Here is a 15,959-nt window from a genome sequence, read left to right as displayed (position 1 = left end):
CCTGAGGAGCGTCGATCCCATGCGCCGAGCCGTCGTCACCAGCGCCGCCACTGCGGCCGGGGTGGTGCTGCTGTTGTCCCTCAAACCGCACGAGGCGACCGGACCGACCCCGGTGATCGGCTCGGGGCCGGACACCGGTTCCGGCTCCGCTGTCGGTTCAGGTTCCGGTTCCGGTTCAGGTTCCGGTTCCGGTTCCGGTTCCGGAACCGACGTCTCCGGGACGTCGAACACCCCCGCGCCCTCCGCCTCCGCATCCGCCGCGGGCGCCACCCGGAAGGTCAGCGGCAACACCGTCAACACCCGCTACGGCCCCGTGCAGGTGCAGGTCACCCTCGCGGGCAGCCGGATCACCGCCGTCGACGTGGTCAAGTACCCGAACTCCGAACGGCGCGACCGCGAGATCAACAGCTCCGCGCTGCCGGTCCTCAACCAGGAGGCGATAGCCGCGCAGAGCGCCCGGATCGACATGGTCAGCGGCGCGACGTACACCAGCGACGGCTACGTCCGCTCCCTGCAGAGCGCCCTCGACCGGGCCAAGGGCTGAGGCGCCGTGCTGCGCCACGCCGAGCCCGTGATGGGCACCGTCTTCTCCATCGCCGTGCGCGACCCCGGCCCCGGCACCCCGGCCGTACTGGAACGGATCACCGAGCGGCTGCACCGGATCGACGCGGTGTTCTCGACCTACCGGCCGGACAGCGACATCAGCCGCCTCGACCGGGGCGAACTCGCCCCGGACGACTGCGATCCGGAGGTCCTCGCCGTCCTGGCCGCCTGCCGCGAGGTGGCCGCCGAGACCGACGGGTACTTCACCGAACGGCCGGGCGGCCGGCTCGACCCCAGCGGCTGGGTCAAGGGCTGGGCGGTCGAGCAGGCGGCCGCCCTGCTGCGCTCCTCCGGAGCCCGGCAGTACTGCATCAGCGGCGGCGGGGACGTACAGACCGCCGGCGGGCCGTGGCGGATCGGCGTCGCCGACCCCCGGCAGCCGGGGCTGCTGGCCGCCGTCCTGGCCGGCCACGACCTCGCCGTGGCCACCTCGGGCACCGCCGAGCGCGGCGCGCACATCCTCGACCCGCACACCGGCCGCCCGGCCAGCGGCCTGGCCTCGCTCACCCTGGTCGGCGCCCCGGGCACCGGCATCGCCCGCACCGACGCCTGGGCCACCGCCGCCTTCGCCATGGGCCCGGACCGCGCCCTCGCCTGGGCCGCCCGCCGGCCCGGCATCGAGGCCCTGGCCGTGCTGCCGGACGGTTCGAAGCGCTGGACCCCGGGCCTGCCGGAGCACCTCCCGGCGAGCGGTCCGGCGGACCGGCGGGCCGCCGTCGGCTGACGGGGGCCGTCCCGAACGGACGCCCGCTCCTCGCAACGCCCGTTCCCAGGAACGCCCGTTCCGGCCTACACCCGTTGCTGCTGCGCTGCCCGCCAGGCTTCCCAGGCCACCAACGGCGCGAGGTACGACCAGCGCCGCGAGCCGTCCGGGCAGGTGCCGCCCTCGACCAGTTCGGAGACCGCACGCCGGGTGAACGGCACCCAGACGGCCATGTCGTGCTCGAAAGTGCTGTGGCAGGCCTCGCGACGGCGGTCGATCTCGGCCGCGTCGAGCCGGGACCGGACGGTGGCCACCAGCGTGTAGCAGGAGGCCGGCTCGCTCCAGCCCAGCCAGGTGATCACGGCCGGCCCGACGTCGTCCGGCAGCAGCCCCAGCTCCTCCTCCAGCGCCCGCCGGACCAGCCCGTAGAAGTCCTCGGCGGCGCCCGGCTCGTCACGGTACTTCATCGTCTCGTTGATCCCGACCGTCCACTGCGCCGGGAAGGTGTTGACCGCCAGCGAGCGGCGGAGCAGCAACAGTCGGCCCTGCCGGTCGCGCACTGCGACGCAGGCACTGACCATCGTGGGCGGCGCGACGGCCACGAAGCTCGTCAGGCCCTCGTCCAGCGCCTCGCGCAGCCGCCGGGCCGCCTCCGGGTCCTCCCGGCCCAGCCGGGTGGTGGCCATGCACTCCGCGTAGTCACTCTCGACGATGTCCACCTCGCAGACCCGCGCGCCGCCGTGCTCGCCGTGATCGACCGTCAGCCGCGAGACGTACGCCGTCCGGCCCGCCGCACCGGCCGCCCGCTGGCGTGCCACCTCGTCGGCCCACCCGAACGCGTCCAGCACGTGGGGGCGCTCCACCCGTCCGTGGTGCGCCGTCACCAGCGTGTTCGGTGTCAGCGGTCTGGCCGCCGACCAGGTGATCAGCGGCGCCAGCCCGTCCGCCCGCACGTCGTGCGCCCGGGCCGCCGCCGTCAGGCTCGCCCGCCGGACCCGCGGCACCGGCACCCGGGAACCGAGCCGCGAGCCGCCGAACTTGGCGAAGTCGTACACCACATTGGTCAGCACGCCGAGCAGCAGCGCCCCACCGATCCCCAGCAGCCACTCCACCCCGGTCCCCCACTTCCGCGATCGACCCGCCCCATTGTGGAGGGGCCCCGCTGCCGAAGGAAGGGCCGCAAGGCCGCAGCCGGCTCCGCCGCCGGTGTTAGGGTGATCGGAAAGTCGGCTCGGAGGCTCGGAGGCACTGAACAGTCGTGCGGGCAACCAGGATTGCAGGGGCCACGGTCCGGTCCGCCGTCCGCTCCGCCGCCCGGTCCGCGGTGCGCCGCTCCCCCGCCGCCGCCGGCTATCTCCTCCTCTGCCTCGGCACCGGTCTGGCCGCGCTGGTCGCGCTCGGCCTGCTGCTCGTCGTCCTCGCCCTCTGCCTGGTCGGCGTGGGCCTGCTGCTCCTCCCGCCGGCCCTGCAACTGCTGCGCCGCTGCGCCGAGTTCCACCGGCGGCGGGTCGGCCGTCGGCTGGGCGGCGGCCCGCTGAGCACGCCGTACGGCGACCGGGTGTCCGTGCGCGACCCGGCCGTCCGCAAGGACCTGGCCTGGCTTCTCGCCCACGGGACCGCCGGAACGGTGCTGTGCGGGGTCGCCCTCACCCTGTGCAGCCACGCCGTCAACTGGCTGACCGCGCCGGTGTGGTGGCAGCTCCTGCCGACCGAGCGCGGGAAGATCATCCTGCTGACCGTCGACTCCTGGCCGATGGCCACCGCGGCAGCAGCCGACGGGGTCGGCTACGCCGTGATCGCCCTGGCCGCGCTGCCGCCGATCGCCGACCTGCACGCCCGGGCGTCCCGCCGGCTGCTGGTCGCCCGGCCCGGCACGTCGCTCGCCCTGCGCGTCCGGGAGCTGACCACCAGCCGGTCCGAGGCGCTGGACGCCCACGCCGCCGAACTGCGCCGGATCGAACGGGACCTGCACGACGGCGCCCAGGCCAACCTGGTGGCCGTCTCGCTCCGGCTCGGCATGATCCGCCGTGCGCTCGACCAACGCCCGGAGCAGGCAGCCGCGTTGGTGGACTCCACCCAGCTCGTCGCCGAACAGGCCCTGGAGTCACTGCGCGCCCTGGTGCGCGGCATCCACCCGCCGCTGCTCGCCGACCGCGGCCTCGCCGAGGCCGTACGGTCGCTCGCCGACCGCTGCGCCGTGCCCACCCGGGTCGGGCTGGACGCTCCCGGCGCATCCGCCGGCCCGCCGCCGCGCGCACCGGCCGCCGCCGAGGCCGCGGCCTACTTCGTGGTCTCCGAGGCGCTCGCCAACGTCGCCCGGCACAGCGGCGCCCGCAGCGCCCTGGTCCGGCTGCGGATCACCGCCGACGCCATCGCCGTCCGGGTCGAGGACGACGGCCGGGGCGGCGCCGCCGAGGGCGCCGGCAGCGGGCTGCCCGGCCTGCGCCGCAGGGTCGCCGCGTTCGACGGGACCACCCGCCTGTCCAGCCCGCCCGGGGGCCCGACCGTACTGGAGGTGGAGATCCCGTGCGGATCCTGATCGCCGAGGACAACGCCCTGCTCCGCGAGGGCCTGGTCCTGCTGCTGCACAGCGAGGGACACGAGGTGTGCGCGACCGTCGAGCACGGCGACGACCTGCTGCCCGCCCTGCTCGACCACCGCCCGGACGTCGCCGTGGTCGACGTCCGGCTGCCGCCGGGCTTCCGCGACGAGGGCCTGCGCGCCGCCGTGGAGGCCCGCCGCCGACTGCCCGCGCTGCCCGTCCTGATCCTCTCCCAGTACGTCGAACGCGCCTACGCCGCCGAGCTGCTCGCCCAGAGCGCCACCGGCGTCGGTTACCTGCTCAAGGACCGGGTCGGCCACACCGAGGAGTTCCTCCAGGCGCTGCGGCGGGTCGCCGAGGGCGGCACCGCGATGGACCCGGAGGTCATCTCCCAGCTGATGGCCCACCGCACCGGCCCCGACCCGCTGGCCGCCCTCACCCCGCGCGAGCGCGAGGTGCTCGCCCTGATGGCCGAGGGCCACAACAACCCGACCATCGCCCGGCTCCTCTTCCTCGCCGAGAGTTCGGTGAACAAGCACATCGGCAGCATCTTCGGCAAGCTCGGCATGCCCACCCCCGACACCGGCCACCGCCGGGTGCGCGCCGTCCTCACCTACCTGCGCACGCTCGCGGACGAGTGACCCTCCGCCGCCCGCCCGTCCTCCGAAGCCGCCAACCGCAGCTGTTCCTCCTCGACGATCAGCGCCGCCAGCGACCCCTCCGACACGTCCACCGCCTCCGGGGCCGACTCCGCCACCTCGCTGCGCCGCGCGTAGTCGTCGAACAGCCGGCCCTTCGCCCGCAGCAGGTCCAGCATCCGCTGGTCGACGCTGTCCGTCGCCAGCAGCCGGTGCACCCGCACCCGGCGGACCTGCCCCATCCGGCGCGACCGCGCCACCGCCTGCTCCTCCAGGGTCGGCTTGACCTGCGGCTCGCACAGGATCACCACCGAAGCCGCCTGGATGTTCAGCCCCAGGCCCCCGGCCTGGATCTGGCAGAGCAGCACCGCGTGCCCGGGCGCGGCACCGAACCCGTCCACCCCGCCGCCTCTCCCCCACCGCCCGACCCCCGTCTCGCTCCGTGCACCCAGGAGCCCCCGTGATTCCATTCGCCCGTGCGGGACCACGGCCGTGACCACCGGCGGTAGGCTCTCGCCACGCAGGGAGGGGTGGACAATGGCCAAGGTCGTCTTCGTACACGGTGTCGCCAAGCAGTACCTCAGCGAGGACTCGCTGGCGAGGGACGTCGTTCCCGAACTCATGGGCGGCGCACGGCTGGCGGGCGGTCCCGTCCCCGAGCCGACGGACGTGGCCGTCGCCTTCTACGGTGACCTGTTCCGCCCCCGGGGCACCCGCGCAGGGTACGAGCCGAACTACGACGCGGCCGACATCGAGACCGAGGAGGAGTTCCGACTCCTCATGGCCTGGTGGGCGGAGGCCGCCCGGACGGACCCCGGCGTCCCGGCCCCGGACGAGACCGGTACCCGCGGGGCGGCCGGCTGGGCCGCGTCCCAGTCACTCAGGATCCACACGGTCCGCAGGGCCCTCGACGCGCTCACCGGCGCGAAGTACCTGCGCGGAGTCCTGGACGCTGTGCTGATCGGCAGTCTGAAGCAGCTGACGCGCTACCTGGAGGACGAGCGGATCCGCGAGGCCGCCCGTGCACGGCTGGCCGCGCAGATCGGCCCGGAGACCCGGGTGGTCGTGGCCCACTCGCTGGGCTCCGTCGTCGCGTACGAAACCCTGTGCCAGGAAGGCCACCCCGACCGGGACGTCCGGATGCTCGTCACCCTGGGCTCACCGCTCGGCATGGGCGCGCTCGTCCTCGACCGCCTCCAGCCCGAGCCCCTGGACCGCAAGGCCAGGTGGCCCAAGTCCCTCCGGGCCTGGACCAACATCGCCGACTCGACGGACATCGTCGCCACCGTGCGGGAACTCCGCCCCGCCTTCGGCCCCCGGGTCACCGACATCCCGGTGAACAACGGATCGCACATGCACGACGCGACGCACTACCTCACCGCGGTGGAGACCGGCCGGGCCGTAACCGCAGGGCTGAAGTAGAAGGAGACCGGCCGACCGCGCCGTGACGACACCGACCTTTCCCCTGTCGTCATCTGGGACTCCGCCCACCCCGAAGCCCCCGCCCGCGAACTCCCCGTCCGGGCGCGCCGTCTCCTCTGGACGGGCTCGGCCCCGAGCGGCGATTCCCTCCTCGCCATCAGCGACGAGTTCGGGATCAGGCTGTTCACCCTTCCCGATGCCGAGGAGGTGTGGTCGACTCCGCTCCCCGCTCTCGTCACCTCGCTCGCGGCCCGGCCCCACAGCCCCCACCTCGACCTCGGTGTCGCCACCCAGCAGGGCGTGGTGCTGATCCGCCCCCGCCTCACGCCCTACTGGCAGCGGCGGCTGTTGCAGAAGCCCTGAGGCCGCGCCTTACGCCCGTATCCGACGGAAGACGGCGACCAGCAACAACGCGGTGAGCGCCAGGAGGATGCCGGCCTCGACGAGTTGGACGGGGACGAGGTGGTCGGCCGGGTGATAGCGGAGCCAGGACGCGGTGGCGCCGTCGCAGTCGGTGCTGAAGCTGTAGCCGCAGCTGCTGGTGCTGACGCGGGTGCCGTCGGGCAGGACGACGCCGCGGTCGAGAAGCCACGAGTTGGTGGGGTGGGTGGTGCCGAGGGCGGCCACCCGGTCCACGGCCGGGTAGAAGGAGGGACGCGCCCAGAGGACGAGGCCGTGGGTGGCGGCGACGAGGGCGCCGGTGAGGAACATCGCGGGCAGGGTGCGGCGGACGAGTTGGCCGACGAGGACGCCGAGGGTCAGGGCGAACAGGGACCAGGCGATCGGGGCGAGGCCGAGGGCCGGGTAGGTGAAGAACTGGAACGGCGGGTCGAAGGCGACCGGACCGTGCACGATGTCCGTCCACCACACCCAGGTCATCAGCACGGCGAGCACGCCGCTGACGGCCAGGACGGCGAGGCCGGGGACGGCGAGGCGGACGGCCAGCCAGCGGATCGGACTGACGGACTGTGCGCGGATCAGGCGGATGGTGCCGCGTTCGTACTCCTGGGCCAGCAGCGGGGCGCCGATGAACACGCCGATCAGCAGCGGGAGCGCGGTGACGGCGGGCTGGAGGAGCTGGAGGTACCAGAAGTTCGGGCGGTCGATCGACTGGAGGCGGTTCCAGCACTGGTGACTGTCCCACGCCTCGGGGTAGTAGCAGTCGGTCCGGCGCAGATCGCTCACGATCCGGCTGCTGGCGATGTGGATCCAGAGGAGGTCGGCGACCGCCAGGATCAGCAGGGTGCCCAAGGTCCAGAGGAGGAAGCGGTTCTGGCGGAGCACCAGCCAGAAGAGCCCGCGCGGACCGGGGGCCGCGGAGACGACCGGAGCGGCGGCGCGGTCGGGCAGGACGGTCGTACTCATGCGGTCACCTCGGTCGGGTCGTGCGGGTCGTGCGGGTCGTGCAGGTCGTGCGGGTCGTGCGGGTTGGCGGGTGCGCGGAGGTAGCCGAGCAGCAGGTCCTCCAGGCTCGGCCGCTCGCTCTCCCACGGGCCGTCCACCGGTTCGTCGGTGCGGACCAGGGCGATGGCCCGGCGGCCGCTGACGCGCTGCTCGACCACGGACCCGGCCGGGAGCACGGAACCCCGGCCGGCCGGCCCGGTGAGCAGCCGGTGCCCGTCGAGGATCTCCTCCAGGTCGCCGGCCAGCCGGATGCGTCCGCCCTGGACGAGGAGCAGGTGGTCGATCACGCCGTCCAGTTCGGGGAGGATGTGCGAGGACAGCACGATGCTGGTGCCGCGCTCGGCGGCGGCCGACATCAGGGTGCCCATCAGCTGATGCCGGGCGAGCGGGTCGAGGTCGGCCATCGGCTCGTCGAGCAGCAGCAGGTCGGGGAGCTTGCCCAGGGCGAGGGCGAGGCAGACCCGGGTGCGCTGGCCGCCGGAGAGCGAACCGATCCGTGTCTTGGGGTTCAACTCGCCCTGTTCGACGATCCGTTGGACCAGCCTCTCGTCCCACACCGGGTTGAGCTCGCGGCCCATCCGCAGTGTCTCCGCGACGGTGAGGCCCGGGTACAGCGGCTTGTCCTGCGGCACGTAGGCGACCCGGGCACGCAGCTCGGGTGCGCCGGCGGCGGCGCCGAGCACCTGCAACCGGCCCTCGGTGGGCGTGAGTTGACCGGCGGCGAGGGCGAGCAGGGTGCTCTTGCCCGCGCCGTTGGGGCCCACCACGCCGCAGATCCGCCCGGCCGGGACGGTGACGTCACAGTCGCGCAGGGCCCAGCCGCTCCGGTACTTCCTGCCGAGGCCGGTGGCCTCCAGGGCAGATTCCAGGCCCGCTTCCTGCGCGGCCTCCAGCACGGGCGCCGACGCGGGCGCCGTGGTCGTCGGGTCGTCCACCCGGTCCCCCCATTGTTCTCGGTTCGGTGTTGCCGGGGAGGCTCAGGCCCCGGTGTCGGAGTCCACGGCTCCGGCTCCAGCCCCGGTGCCGGAGCCGGAGACCCCGGTGTCGAAGCGCTGTTCCAGGACGGAGGCCATCAGCGCGGCGATGTCCTCGCGCTCCAGTCCGGCCCCCCGGGCCTGGTCCACCCACCCGACCAGGTCCGCACGCAGCGGCCCGTCGGCCGCCGCCTCCGGCCGGGCGAGCGAGCGCCGGACGAAGGTGCCGAGCCCCGGGCGGGGTTCGACCAGTCCTTCGCGTTCGAGTTCGCGATAGGCCTTCAGCACGGTGTTGGGGTTGATCGCGGTCAGCTCGACCACCTCACGGGCCGTCGGCAGCTTGTCCCCGGGCTGGAGCAGCCCGAGCCGCAGGGCCTGCTTGGTCTGCTGCACGATCTGCTGGTAGGTGGAGACGCCGCTGCGCCGCTCGATGCGGTACTCGATCACCCGCGTTTCGGCCTTTCACTAGTTCAATAGTGGAATAGTGGCCCACTGCGGCACTCGGGTCAAGCTGGACCCGGGGGCCCCGCACGGGGGCCCTCAGGGACGTCGCAGCAGGAGCAGACCGTCCTGCTCGACCAGCCGCAGGTAGCCGCGCTCCCGGTAGACGGCCAGCATCCGGGCGGTGTCGGCGGTGGCGCACGGGGACTGCACGCTCGGGTCTCGCAGGTCGACGGCCACCCACTGCGGTCCGGGGCCCACCGGCGCCTGGCACACCAGGGTGACCTCCGCCCGGCCGGTGAGCTGGGCGGCCAGCCGGTTGGAGGCGGCCACGGTGGCATCGTCGGGTATCCGGCGGAGCAGTGCCCGGGTCTCGGTGAGCCGGGGCGAGGTGCGCCAGGCTTCGGGCATCACCACCTCGTGCAGCGGGTAGAGCGGCAGCGTCACGGCGGTCACCAGGGCGCTGACGGCGAGCGCGCGCCTGGCGCGACGCGCGTCAACACGGCGGAGGACGTCGACGAGGGCCGCGAGCGCGATCGGCATCAGCACCGCACTGTAGTGGTAACTGACGCCCCAGTAGTGCGAGTTGGACGACAGCAGCCGCCAGGCGAGGGTGGGCACGCAGAGCAGGAGGAGCGGCGAGCGCACGCCGGCGAAGCCGGCGGTGGCGGCGAGCAGGAACAGCAGCAGCCACTTGACCGGCGGCCAGCCGAGCCGCAGCGGCAGCGCCCAGAGCGAGGGCTGCCCGCCGCCGTCCAGTTGCCGCCAGTAGTCGAAGCCCCCGCTCGGGTTGAAGGCCGGCAGCACGACGAGCACGGTGAGCGCGGTCGCTGCGAGGCCGACGGCGGCGAGGGCGAGACCGGGCAGCGGACTGCGGTGCCGCTCCCGGCGGGCCTGCCAGGCGATGAGGGCGCCGACGGCGGCCACCGTCAGCCCCAGGTCCTCCTTGACCAGCACCAGCGGCAACGACCAGAGCGCGGCGGCGAGCGGTCGGCCCCGGCCGAGTGCGGTGGCGGCGAAGGCGAGCAGCGGGACGGCGAAGGCGATCTCGTGGAAGTCGTCGGCCGCCGCCCGGACGATCCCCCAGGAGGCCCCGGTGGCGCAGCCGACGAGCAGCGCCACCCGCGGCCCGGCCACCTCGTGGGCCCAGCGGGTCAGCGGGACGACGGCCGGCGCCATCAGCAGCGCCTGGGCGACCACGAGGGTGAGCGGGCTCGGGAAGGCCCGGTAGACGGGGGCGAGGACGGCGATCAGCGGGTGGAAGTGGTCCCCGAGCAGGTGGTAGCCGGGCCCCTTGAGCGGCACGATCGGCGCCTGCCCGTGGGCGTACGCCCGGACGGCCTGCTCGAAGATGCCCAGGTCGTAGGCCTTGGTGAGGCCGCGCCGGTGCCGGTTGACGGCGACGCAGGCGTAGAGCGCAGCGAACCCGGCGGCCAGGCCCCAGGCGAGCACGGCGGGGCGGTGGGCGAGAAGGGTCACGAACCGGGCGGATGACGCGGGCGGAAGGGCTCGGGGCGGGGAGGCGGCGGAAGCAGGCGCGGAAGCGGAAGCGGGCATCGACAAAGTACCCTTTCACTATTTGATTAGTGGAAGAGTGGTGGAAGCCCGAGCAGCCGTCAAACCCGGCCGGACGACGCCGACCGGGCCTTCGGCCTGCCCTCAAGAGCCCTCGATCCGGCTCACTCCGGCCACTCGGAGTCCTTGATCACCGCCACGAAGTCGCCGCGCTCGAAACCGGGCACGAAGTGGGCGAGCACGTCCGCCTTGACGTTGCCGAAGGTCGTGTCCGGGCGGCCCTTGATGCCGTCGGTGAACGCGGCCAGGATGCGGTTCTTGAAGTCGGGCCGCGGATGGGCGGCGACCACGGCGGCACGCTGTTCCTCGGTGACGGCGTGGTAGCCGATGCCCAGGACGTCCAGCTCCACCCCCCGGGTGACCAGGGCGACCTCCGGCGCCATGTGCAGCGGGATCTCCGGGGTGGTGTGCAGCGCGATGGCCGTCCAGACCCGCTGCGCCGGCTCGCCGGTGATGCCGTGGGCCACCAGGAAGCGGCGGGCCTCGTCGGCGCCGTCGATCTCGAACCGCTGGTCGGTCCGGGCGAAGCGGCCGGTGAGGCCGAGGTCGTGGAACATCGCGCCGACGTACAACAGCTCCGGATCGAACTCCAGCCCCTGCTCGGCGCCGCGCAGCGCCCCGAACAGGAACACCCGGCGCGAGTGGTCGAACAGCAGGGGCGAGGCCGCCTCCCGCACCAGTTCGGTCGCCTCACGGGCCAGGGCGCTGTCCGGGATGCGCACGCCCGCGATCGTCTCGTTCGTCATGACTTCCTCCGCTTTCGGGGCCGTTCGGTTGACTCCTCCACCCTCGCTCGGTGGCGTAGGCTGCCGCCATGTCCGTACAGACACCTGCACCTCGGATTCGGACATGACGCGCCAGGTCGCCTTCCTCGTGTTCGACGGGGTGACGCTGCTCGACGTCAGCGGTCCGCTGGAGGTCTTCCACCAGGCCGGCCGGCTCGGCCACCCGTACGGAACCCTCCTGGTCTCCCCCTGCGGGGGCACCGTCACGGCCTCCAACGGCGTGGCCCTCGCGGACACCGCCGCCCCGCAGGACACCGACGCATCCCTCGACACCCTGGTCGTCGCCGGAGCCGACCACCTCGCCACCCGGGGCCCCGACGAGCGCCTGCTCTCCGCCGCGAACGGCCTCGCCGGACGGGCGCGGCGGGTCGCCTCGGTGTGCAGCGGCGCCTTCGTGCTCGCCGCGCTGGGACTGCTCGACGACCGCCGGGCCACCACCCACTGGCGCCACGCCCCCGCCCTCGCGCTCCGCCACCCCCGGGTGCGGGTCGAGCCCGACGCCCTGCACGTCCGGGACGGCCGCTACCACACCAGCGCCGGCATCAGCGCGGGCATCGACCTGGCCCTCGCCCTGGTCGAACACGACCACGGTGCCGAGGTCGCCCGTGCCATCGCCCGCGAGCTGGTCGTCTTCATGCAGCGCCCGGGCGGCCAGTCGCAGTTCTCCACCGCCCTGGCCACCCCGCCCGCCCGCAGCGACCTGCTGCGCACACTCACCGACGCCGTCCTCGCCGACCCGGCCGCCGACCACACCCTGCCCGCGATGGCCGCCACCGCCGCCGTCAGCCCCCGCCACCTGACCCGGCTCTTCCAGGCCGAGCTGCACACCACCCCCGCCCGCTGGGTCGAGCGCGTCCGCCTCGACCGCGCCCAGCAGCTGCTCCTCGACGGCCACGGCATCACCGCCGCCGCCCGGCTCAGCGGCCTGGGCAGCGACGAGACCCTGCGCCGCGCCTTCGCCCGCCGCCTGGGCACCACGCCGACCGAGTACCGCAACCGCTTCACCACCACACACGACGCACCCGCCTGACGGTCGTCCCCGCACCGACGACCTGGATGCCCGGGAGGCCGCCCACGGGCGGGACAGCAGCCGACCCGGCGCGGAAGCGTTGACGTCCGATTCACGCCAGCCCAACCCCCGGTCGGCTTGGTGGACTTCGGGTCACACGCCCGCCACCCACCGACAGGACCTCCGGCATGCCGACCGGCACCACCCTCCACCCCGCTCCGCCCGCCCCGAAGCCCCGCCCCCGGGACGGCGGCACCCTCGCCGTCCTCGCCGTGACGACCGGCGTCTTCTCCATCGTCACCACCGAGATCCTCCCGATCGGCCTGCTGACCCCGATCGGCGCCACCTTCCGGGTCTCCGCCGGCACGGCCGGGCTGATGATGACCCTGCCGGGCATCGTCGCCGCGGTGGCCGCGCCCGTGGTGACCGTCGTGACCAGGCGCGCGGACCGGCGGACCATGCTCTGCGCACTGCTGCTGGTCCTCACCCTCGCGGACCTGCTCAACGCGCTCGCCCCCGCCTACTGGGCGGTGCTGACCGCCCGGATCGCCCTCGGGCTGGTCATCGGGGCGTTCTGGTCGATCGGTTCCGGGCTCGCCCCGCGCCTCGTGCCCGAGCACCGGCAGGCCCGGGCCAACACGCTGATCTTCTCCGCCGTCCCGCTCGGCTCGGTGCTCGGCGTACCGGCGGGGGTGTTCCTCGGCTCGCTGGCCGGCTGGCGGGCCGCCTTCCTCGCGATGGCCGCGCTGACCCTGCTCGCCCTGGTCGCCCTCCTGCGGTCACTGCCGCCGCTGCCCCCGCTGACCGTCACCGGGCTGGGCGTGCTGCGCGGCCTGCTGGCCGGCCGGGGCACCCGTACCGGCATCGCCGTGACCTTCCTGATCGTGCCGGCCCACTTCGGCAGCTACACCTACGTCACCCCCTTCCTCACCGACACCACCCACGCCGGCACCGGCCTGATCACCGCCCTGCTCCTCGCCTACGGCGCCGCCGGGCTGCTCGGCAACGTCCTGGCCGGCGGCCGGGCGGCCGGGGCACTGCGGCCGGTGTTCGGCGCGGCGGCCCTCCTGCTGGCCGGCGCGGCCCTGCTGCTGCCGCTGCTGGGCACCGGTGGTCCGGGCGCCGCCGTCCTGCTGACGCTCTGGGGCGCGGCGTACGGCGCCGTCCCGGTCTGCTCCCTCACCTGGTTCCTCGCCGCGGCCCCGCACGCCCCGGAGGGCGCCGGCGTGGTGTTCACCTCGGCGTTCCAGGCCGCCTTCTCGATCGGCGCGCTGACCGGCGGCGTGGTGGTGGACCACTCCTCCCCCGGCACCGTCATGCTGCTCGGCGGGACGGTCGCCCTGCTCGCCGCGGCCGCCGTGTGGCGGTACGGCCACCGGGTCCGTCCCGAGCCGGCGCCGTGACACGGCCGACGCCCTGACATGGCGGGCGCCCTCACACGGTCGGCGCCGTGGGCCGGCCAACGCCCTCACCCGGCCGACGCCCTGACGCACCTGCGGCCGGCCCCTGGCCGTCCGCTCCGTCCGTGGCGAGAATGCCGGGGTGCCGTCGGGCCCGGCCGCCCATGCAGCGGGGGCGGGCAGGCGGCGCCGCCGGCCGGGACGGTCCCGGGCGGCCGAGGGCGGAAGGACGGCGAGCGGGATGGACCAGGCGTTCCACGGACGGTTCGGCGACTACCAGAACGAGATCTACCTGCACGGACTCGGCGGCGTGCTGCCGACGATGCCGATGACCTTCGCCGACCTGGAGGCGCGGGCGAGTACGGCGCTGGCGCCCTCGGTCCTCTCCTACGTCGCGGGCGGGGCGGGCGACGAGTCCACCCAGCGGGCGAACGTCGCCGCCTTCGGGCGGTGGGGTCTGGTGCCGCGGATGATGGTCGGCGCGAGCACGCGGGACCTGTCGGTGGAGCTGTTCGGCCTGCGGCTGCCGACCCCGCTGTTCATGGCGCCGATCGGGGTGATCGGCCTGTGCGCGCAGGACGGCCACGGGGACCTGGCCACCGCCCGCGCCGCCGCCCGGACCGGCGTGCCGATGGTCGCCTCCACCCTGACGGTCGATCCGCTGGAGCAGGTGGCCGCCGAGTTCGGCGACACCCCCGGCTTCTTCCAGCTCTACACCCCCACCGACCGGGCGCTGGCCGAGAGCCTGGTGCGCCGGGCTCAGGCCGCGGGCTACCGGGGCATCGTCGTCACCCTGGACACCTGGGTCACCGGCTGGCGCCCGCGCGACCTGGCCACCGCCAACTTCCCGCAGCTGCGCGGCCACTGCCTGGCCAACTACACCTCCGACCCGGTGTTCCGCGCCCGCCTCGCCAAGACACCGGAGGAGGACATGCAGGCGGCCGTCCTGGAGTGGGCAGGCGTCTTCGGCAACCCACTGACCTGGGACGACCTGCCCTGGCTGCGCTCGCTCACCGACCTGCCGATCCTCCTCAAGGGCATCTGCCACCCCGAGGACGTCCGCCGCGCCAGGGACGGCGGAGTCGACGGCATCTACTGCTCCAACCACGGCGGCCGCCAGGCCAACGGCGGCCTGGCCGCGCTCGACCTGCTCCCCGACGTGGTCGCGGCCGCCGACGGTCTGCCCGTCCTCTTCGACTCCGGCATCCGCTCGGGCGCCGACGTCGTCAAGGCACTCGCCCTCGGCGCGACCGCCGTCGGTGTGGGCCGCCCGTACGCCTACGGCCTCGCACTGGAGGGCACCGACGGCATCGTCCACGTACTGCGCTCCCTGCTCGCCGAGGCCGATCTCCTGATGGCCGTCGACGGCTATCCCACCCTCGCCTCCCTCCGCGCGGACGGCGCCCTGCGCCGGACCTGACGCAGAACCGGTCCGCGGTGTCCACCGGCAACCGGCGGGGCTTGCCGGGACATTCGGGACGGCCCTACGCTCGAACGGCACAAATCGGGTCCGTACGTTCCCGCACGCTCGGAGGTCCGCCATCATCCGCGTCCTGCTGACCGCCTTCGAACCGTTCGGCCGCGATCCCCTGAATTCGTCCCTGGAGGCGGGCCGGCTGGTCGCCGCCGGTCCGCCGGCCGGAGTGGCCCTGGAGTTCGCCGGGTTGCCCTGGGTGTTCGGCGACTCGATCACCGAACTGCGCCGGGCGGTGGCCCGGTTCGAGCCGGACCTGGTCATCGCCACCGGCCAGGGCGGCAACCGCCCTGACCTCACGGTCGAGCGGGTGGCGATCAACCTCGACGACGCTGTCCGGGCCCCCGACCGGAAGGGCAACCAGCCGGTCGACCAGCCGGTCGTGCCGGACGGCCCGGCCGCGTACTTCTCCTCCCTGCCGGTGAAGGCCTGCGTGGAGGCGGTCCAGCAGGCCGGGATCCCGGCCACCGTCTCGCACACCGCCGGCACCCACCTGTGCAACCACGTCTTCTACGGGCTGGCGCACCTGATCGCCACCGAACGCCCGCAGCTGCGCGGGGGGTTCGCACGCCTGCCGTACCTGCCGAGCCAGGCGTCCGGCCGGGAGAAGAGCGCGTCGATGTCGGCGGAGACGGCGGCCGAGGGGATCCGCATCCTGATCCGCAGCACCGTGGCCGCCCTCCACTCACCGCCCGTCGGCACGGCGCCCGCAGCGCGCCGACGCACCTGGCTGTCCCGCCGGAGCGTCTGACCCCCCGAGGCGTTGCTCGGAGCGCTGGTGACCCCCCGTCGGTCCCCGCAAAACGCGAAGAACCCCCATCCGGATCCCGGATGGGGGTTCTTCTGAAGAATTGTTCGGCGGCGTCCTACTCTCCCACAGGGTCCCCCCTGCAATACCATCGGCGCTGTAAGGCTTAGCTTCCGGGTTCGGAATGTAACCGGGCGTTTCCCTCACGCTATGACCACCGAAACACTATGAAACTATCAAC

At 74.0% G+C, this 15,959-nt stretch carries 16 protein-coding genes, 1 rRNA gene and 1 pseudogene; 10 read left to right on the top strand and 8 right to left on the bottom strand.

Translation table 11 applies throughout. The features are described 5' to 3' along the window. The first annotated feature begins 19 nt into the window (after nucleotides 1-19). Nucleotides 20-544, top strand: coding sequence for an FMN-binding protein (locus AB0O11_RS27760; RefSeq protein WP_363392211.1), 525 nt, complete (start codon nucleotides 20-22; stop codon nucleotides 542-544). Nucleotides 545-574: 30 nt separating this feature from the next. After that, nucleotides 575-1,327, top strand: a complete 753-nt coding sequence (locus AB0O11_RS27755) for an FAD:protein FMN transferase (RefSeq protein ID WP_363392320.1) — start codon at nucleotides 575-577, stop codon at nucleotides 1,325-1,327. 65 nt (nucleotides 1,328-1,392) lie between these two features. On the opposite strand, the gene AB0O11_RS27750 is transcribed toward AB0O11_RS27755, so the two are convergent. Continuing rightward, on the bottom strand, nucleotides 1,393-2,418 hold the full coding sequence (locus tag AB0O11_RS27750; protein ID WP_363392209.1) for an NUDIX domain-containing protein: 1,026 nt from the start codon (nucleotides 2,416-2,418) through the stop codon (nucleotides 1,393-1,395). A gap of 146 nt (nucleotides 2,419-2,564) precedes the next feature. On the opposite strand from AB0O11_RS27750, the gene AB0O11_RS27745 reads away from it, so the two are divergent. Beyond that, nucleotides 2,565-3,845 carry a sensor domain-containing protein gene (locus tag AB0O11_RS27745; protein ID WP_363392208.1) on the top strand — a complete coding sequence of 427 codons (1,281 nt, stop codon included), beginning with the start codon at nucleotides 2,565-2,567 and terminating at the stop codon, nucleotides 3,843-3,845. Further along, nucleotides 3,833-4,489, top strand: a complete 657-nt coding sequence (locus AB0O11_RS27740; protein WP_363392206.1) for a response regulator transcription factor — start codon at nucleotides 3,833-3,835, stop codon at nucleotides 4,487-4,489. Before AB0O11_RS27745 ends, AB0O11_RS27740 begins: the two co-directional genes overlap by 13 nt. Here the strand turns inward: AB0O11_RS27740 and AB0O11_RS27735 are convergent. Beyond that, a pseudogene (locus AB0O11_RS27735) lies at nucleotides 4,462-4,887 on the bottom strand (C-terminal helicase domain-containing protein); the annotation flags it as partial. The gene AB0O11_RS27740 and the pseudogene AB0O11_RS27735 sit on opposite strands and share 28 nt — an antisense overlap. A gap of 136 nt (nucleotides 4,888-5,023) precedes the next feature. Between AB0O11_RS27735 and AB0O11_RS27730 the strand changes: the two are divergent. Next, complete coding sequence (locus AB0O11_RS27730) at nucleotides 5,024-5,908, top strand: hypothetical protein (protein ID WP_363392204.1); 885 nt, start codon at nucleotides 5,024-5,026, stop codon at nucleotides 5,906-5,908. A gap of 207 nt (nucleotides 5,909-6,115) precedes the next feature. Further along, the gene (locus AB0O11_RS27725) at nucleotides 6,116-6,271 is read left to right on the top strand and encodes a hypothetical protein (protein WP_363392202.1); all 156 of its coding nucleotides are present in this window, start codon (nucleotides 6,116-6,118) and stop codon (nucleotides 6,269-6,271) included. A gap of 9 nt (nucleotides 6,272-6,280) precedes the next feature. On the opposite strand, the gene AB0O11_RS27720 is transcribed toward AB0O11_RS27725, so the two are convergent. The 5 genes from AB0O11_RS27720 to AB0O11_RS27700 form a co-directional block, all read right to left on the bottom strand. After that, nucleotides 6,281-7,273 (bottom strand): hypothetical protein, encoded by a 993-nt coding sequence (locus tag AB0O11_RS27720; RefSeq protein WP_363392201.1) that lies wholly within the window; start codon nucleotides 7,271-7,273, stop codon nucleotides 6,281-6,283. Beyond that, nucleotides 7,270-8,181 (bottom strand): ABC transporter ATP-binding protein, encoded by a 912-nt coding sequence (locus AB0O11_RS27715; protein ID WP_363392318.1) that lies wholly within the window; start codon nucleotides 8,179-8,181, stop codon nucleotides 7,270-7,272. The genes AB0O11_RS27720 and AB0O11_RS27715 overlap by 4 nt, the downstream gene beginning before the upstream one ends. Before the next feature lie 108 nt (nucleotides 8,182-8,289). Then, a complete protein-coding gene (locus AB0O11_RS27710) occupies nucleotides 8,290-8,733 on the bottom strand; it encodes a GntR family transcriptional regulator (RefSeq protein WP_363392199.1) in 444 nt (147 codons plus the stop codon). A gap of 93 nt (nucleotides 8,734-8,826) precedes the next feature. Further along, nucleotides 8,827-10,206, bottom strand: a complete 1,380-nt coding sequence (locus tag AB0O11_RS27705) for a DUF2079 domain-containing protein (RefSeq protein ID WP_363392197.1) — start codon at nucleotides 10,204-10,206, stop codon at nucleotides 8,827-8,829. 200 nt (nucleotides 10,207-10,406) lie between these two features. Beyond that, nucleotides 10,407-11,048 (bottom strand): HD domain-containing protein, encoded by a 642-nt coding sequence (locus AB0O11_RS27700; protein WP_363392195.1) that lies wholly within the window; start codon nucleotides 11,046-11,048, stop codon nucleotides 10,407-10,409. Between the two features lie 103 nt (nucleotides 11,049-11,151). On the opposite strand from AB0O11_RS27700, the gene AB0O11_RS27695 reads away from it, so the two are divergent. The 4 genes from AB0O11_RS27695 (at nucleotide 11,152) to pcp (ending at nucleotide 15,721) form a co-directional block, all read left to right on the top strand. Continuing rightward, nucleotides 11,152-12,117: a helix-turn-helix domain-containing protein gene (locus tag AB0O11_RS27695; protein WP_363392193.1), complete on the top strand. Its 966-nt coding sequence runs from the start codon at nucleotides 11,152-11,154 to the stop codon at nucleotides 12,115-12,117. Nucleotides 12,118-12,284: 167 nt separating this feature from the next. Then, nucleotides 12,285-13,499: an MFS transporter gene (locus AB0O11_RS27690; protein WP_363392191.1), complete on the top strand. Its 1,215-nt coding sequence runs from the start codon at nucleotides 12,285-12,287 to the stop codon at nucleotides 13,497-13,499. Nucleotides 13,500-13,737: 238 nt separating this feature from the next. After that, nucleotides 13,738-14,916 carry an alpha-hydroxy-acid oxidizing protein gene (locus tag AB0O11_RS27685; protein ID WP_363392189.1) on the top strand — a complete coding sequence of 393 codons (1,179 nt, stop codon included), beginning with the start codon at nucleotides 13,738-13,740 and terminating at the stop codon, nucleotides 14,914-14,916. A 121-nt stretch (nucleotides 14,917-15,037) separates the two neighbouring features. Next, complete coding sequence (pcp, locus tag AB0O11_RS27680) at nucleotides 15,038-15,721, top strand: pyroglutamyl-peptidase I (protein WP_363392316.1); 684 nt, start codon at nucleotides 15,038-15,040, stop codon at nucleotides 15,719-15,721. A gap of 102 nt (nucleotides 15,722-15,823) precedes the next feature. On the opposite strand, the gene rrf is transcribed toward pcp, so the two are convergent. Further along, nucleotides 15,824-15,940: ribosomal RNA gene (rrf, locus tag AB0O11_RS27675) — 5S ribosomal RNA — on the bottom strand. Nucleotides 15,941-15,959 lie beyond the last annotated feature (19 nt).

It is taken from the genome of Kitasatospora sp. NPDC093102, assembly GCF_040683915.1.
GTDB lineage: Bacteria > Actinomycetota > Actinomycetes > Streptomycetales > Streptomycetaceae > Kitasatospora.
This window is presented reverse-complemented; position numbering and strand designations above follow the sequence as displayed.

Excerpts from the sequence above, each read along its gene's own strand:
- AB0O11_RS27700 (WP_363392195.1), bottom strand. The coding sequence starts at position 11,048 with ATGACGAACGAGACGATCGCGGGCGTGCGCATCCCGGACAGCGCCCTG.
- AB0O11_RS27755 (WP_363392320.1), top strand. The coding sequence starts at position 575 with ATGGGCACCGTCTTCTCCATCGCCGTGCGCGACCCCGGCCCCGGCACC.
- AB0O11_RS27730 (WP_363392204.1), top strand. The coding sequence starts at position 5,024 with ATGGCCAAGGTCGTCTTCGTACACGGTGTCGCCAAGCAGTACCTCAGC.
- AB0O11_RS27760 (WP_363392211.1), top strand. The coding sequence starts at position 20 with ATGCGCCGAGCCGTCGTCACCAGCGCCGCCACTGCGGCCGGGGTGGTG.
- AB0O11_RS27695 (WP_363392193.1), top strand. The coding sequence starts at position 11,152 with ATGACGCGCCAGGTCGCCTTCCTCGTGTTCGACGGGGTGACGCTGCTC.
- AB0O11_RS27690 (WP_363392191.1), top strand. The coding sequence starts at position 12,285 with ATGCCGACCGGCACCACCCTCCACCCCGCTCCGCCCGCCCCGAAGCCC.
- AB0O11_RS27685 (WP_363392189.1), top strand. The coding sequence starts at position 13,738 with ATGGACCAGGCGTTCCACGGACGGTTCGGCGACTACCAGAACGAGATC.
- AB0O11_RS27720 (WP_363392201.1), bottom strand. The coding sequence starts at position 7,273 with ATGAGTACGACCGTCCTGCCCGACCGCGCCGCCGCTCCGGTCGTCTCC.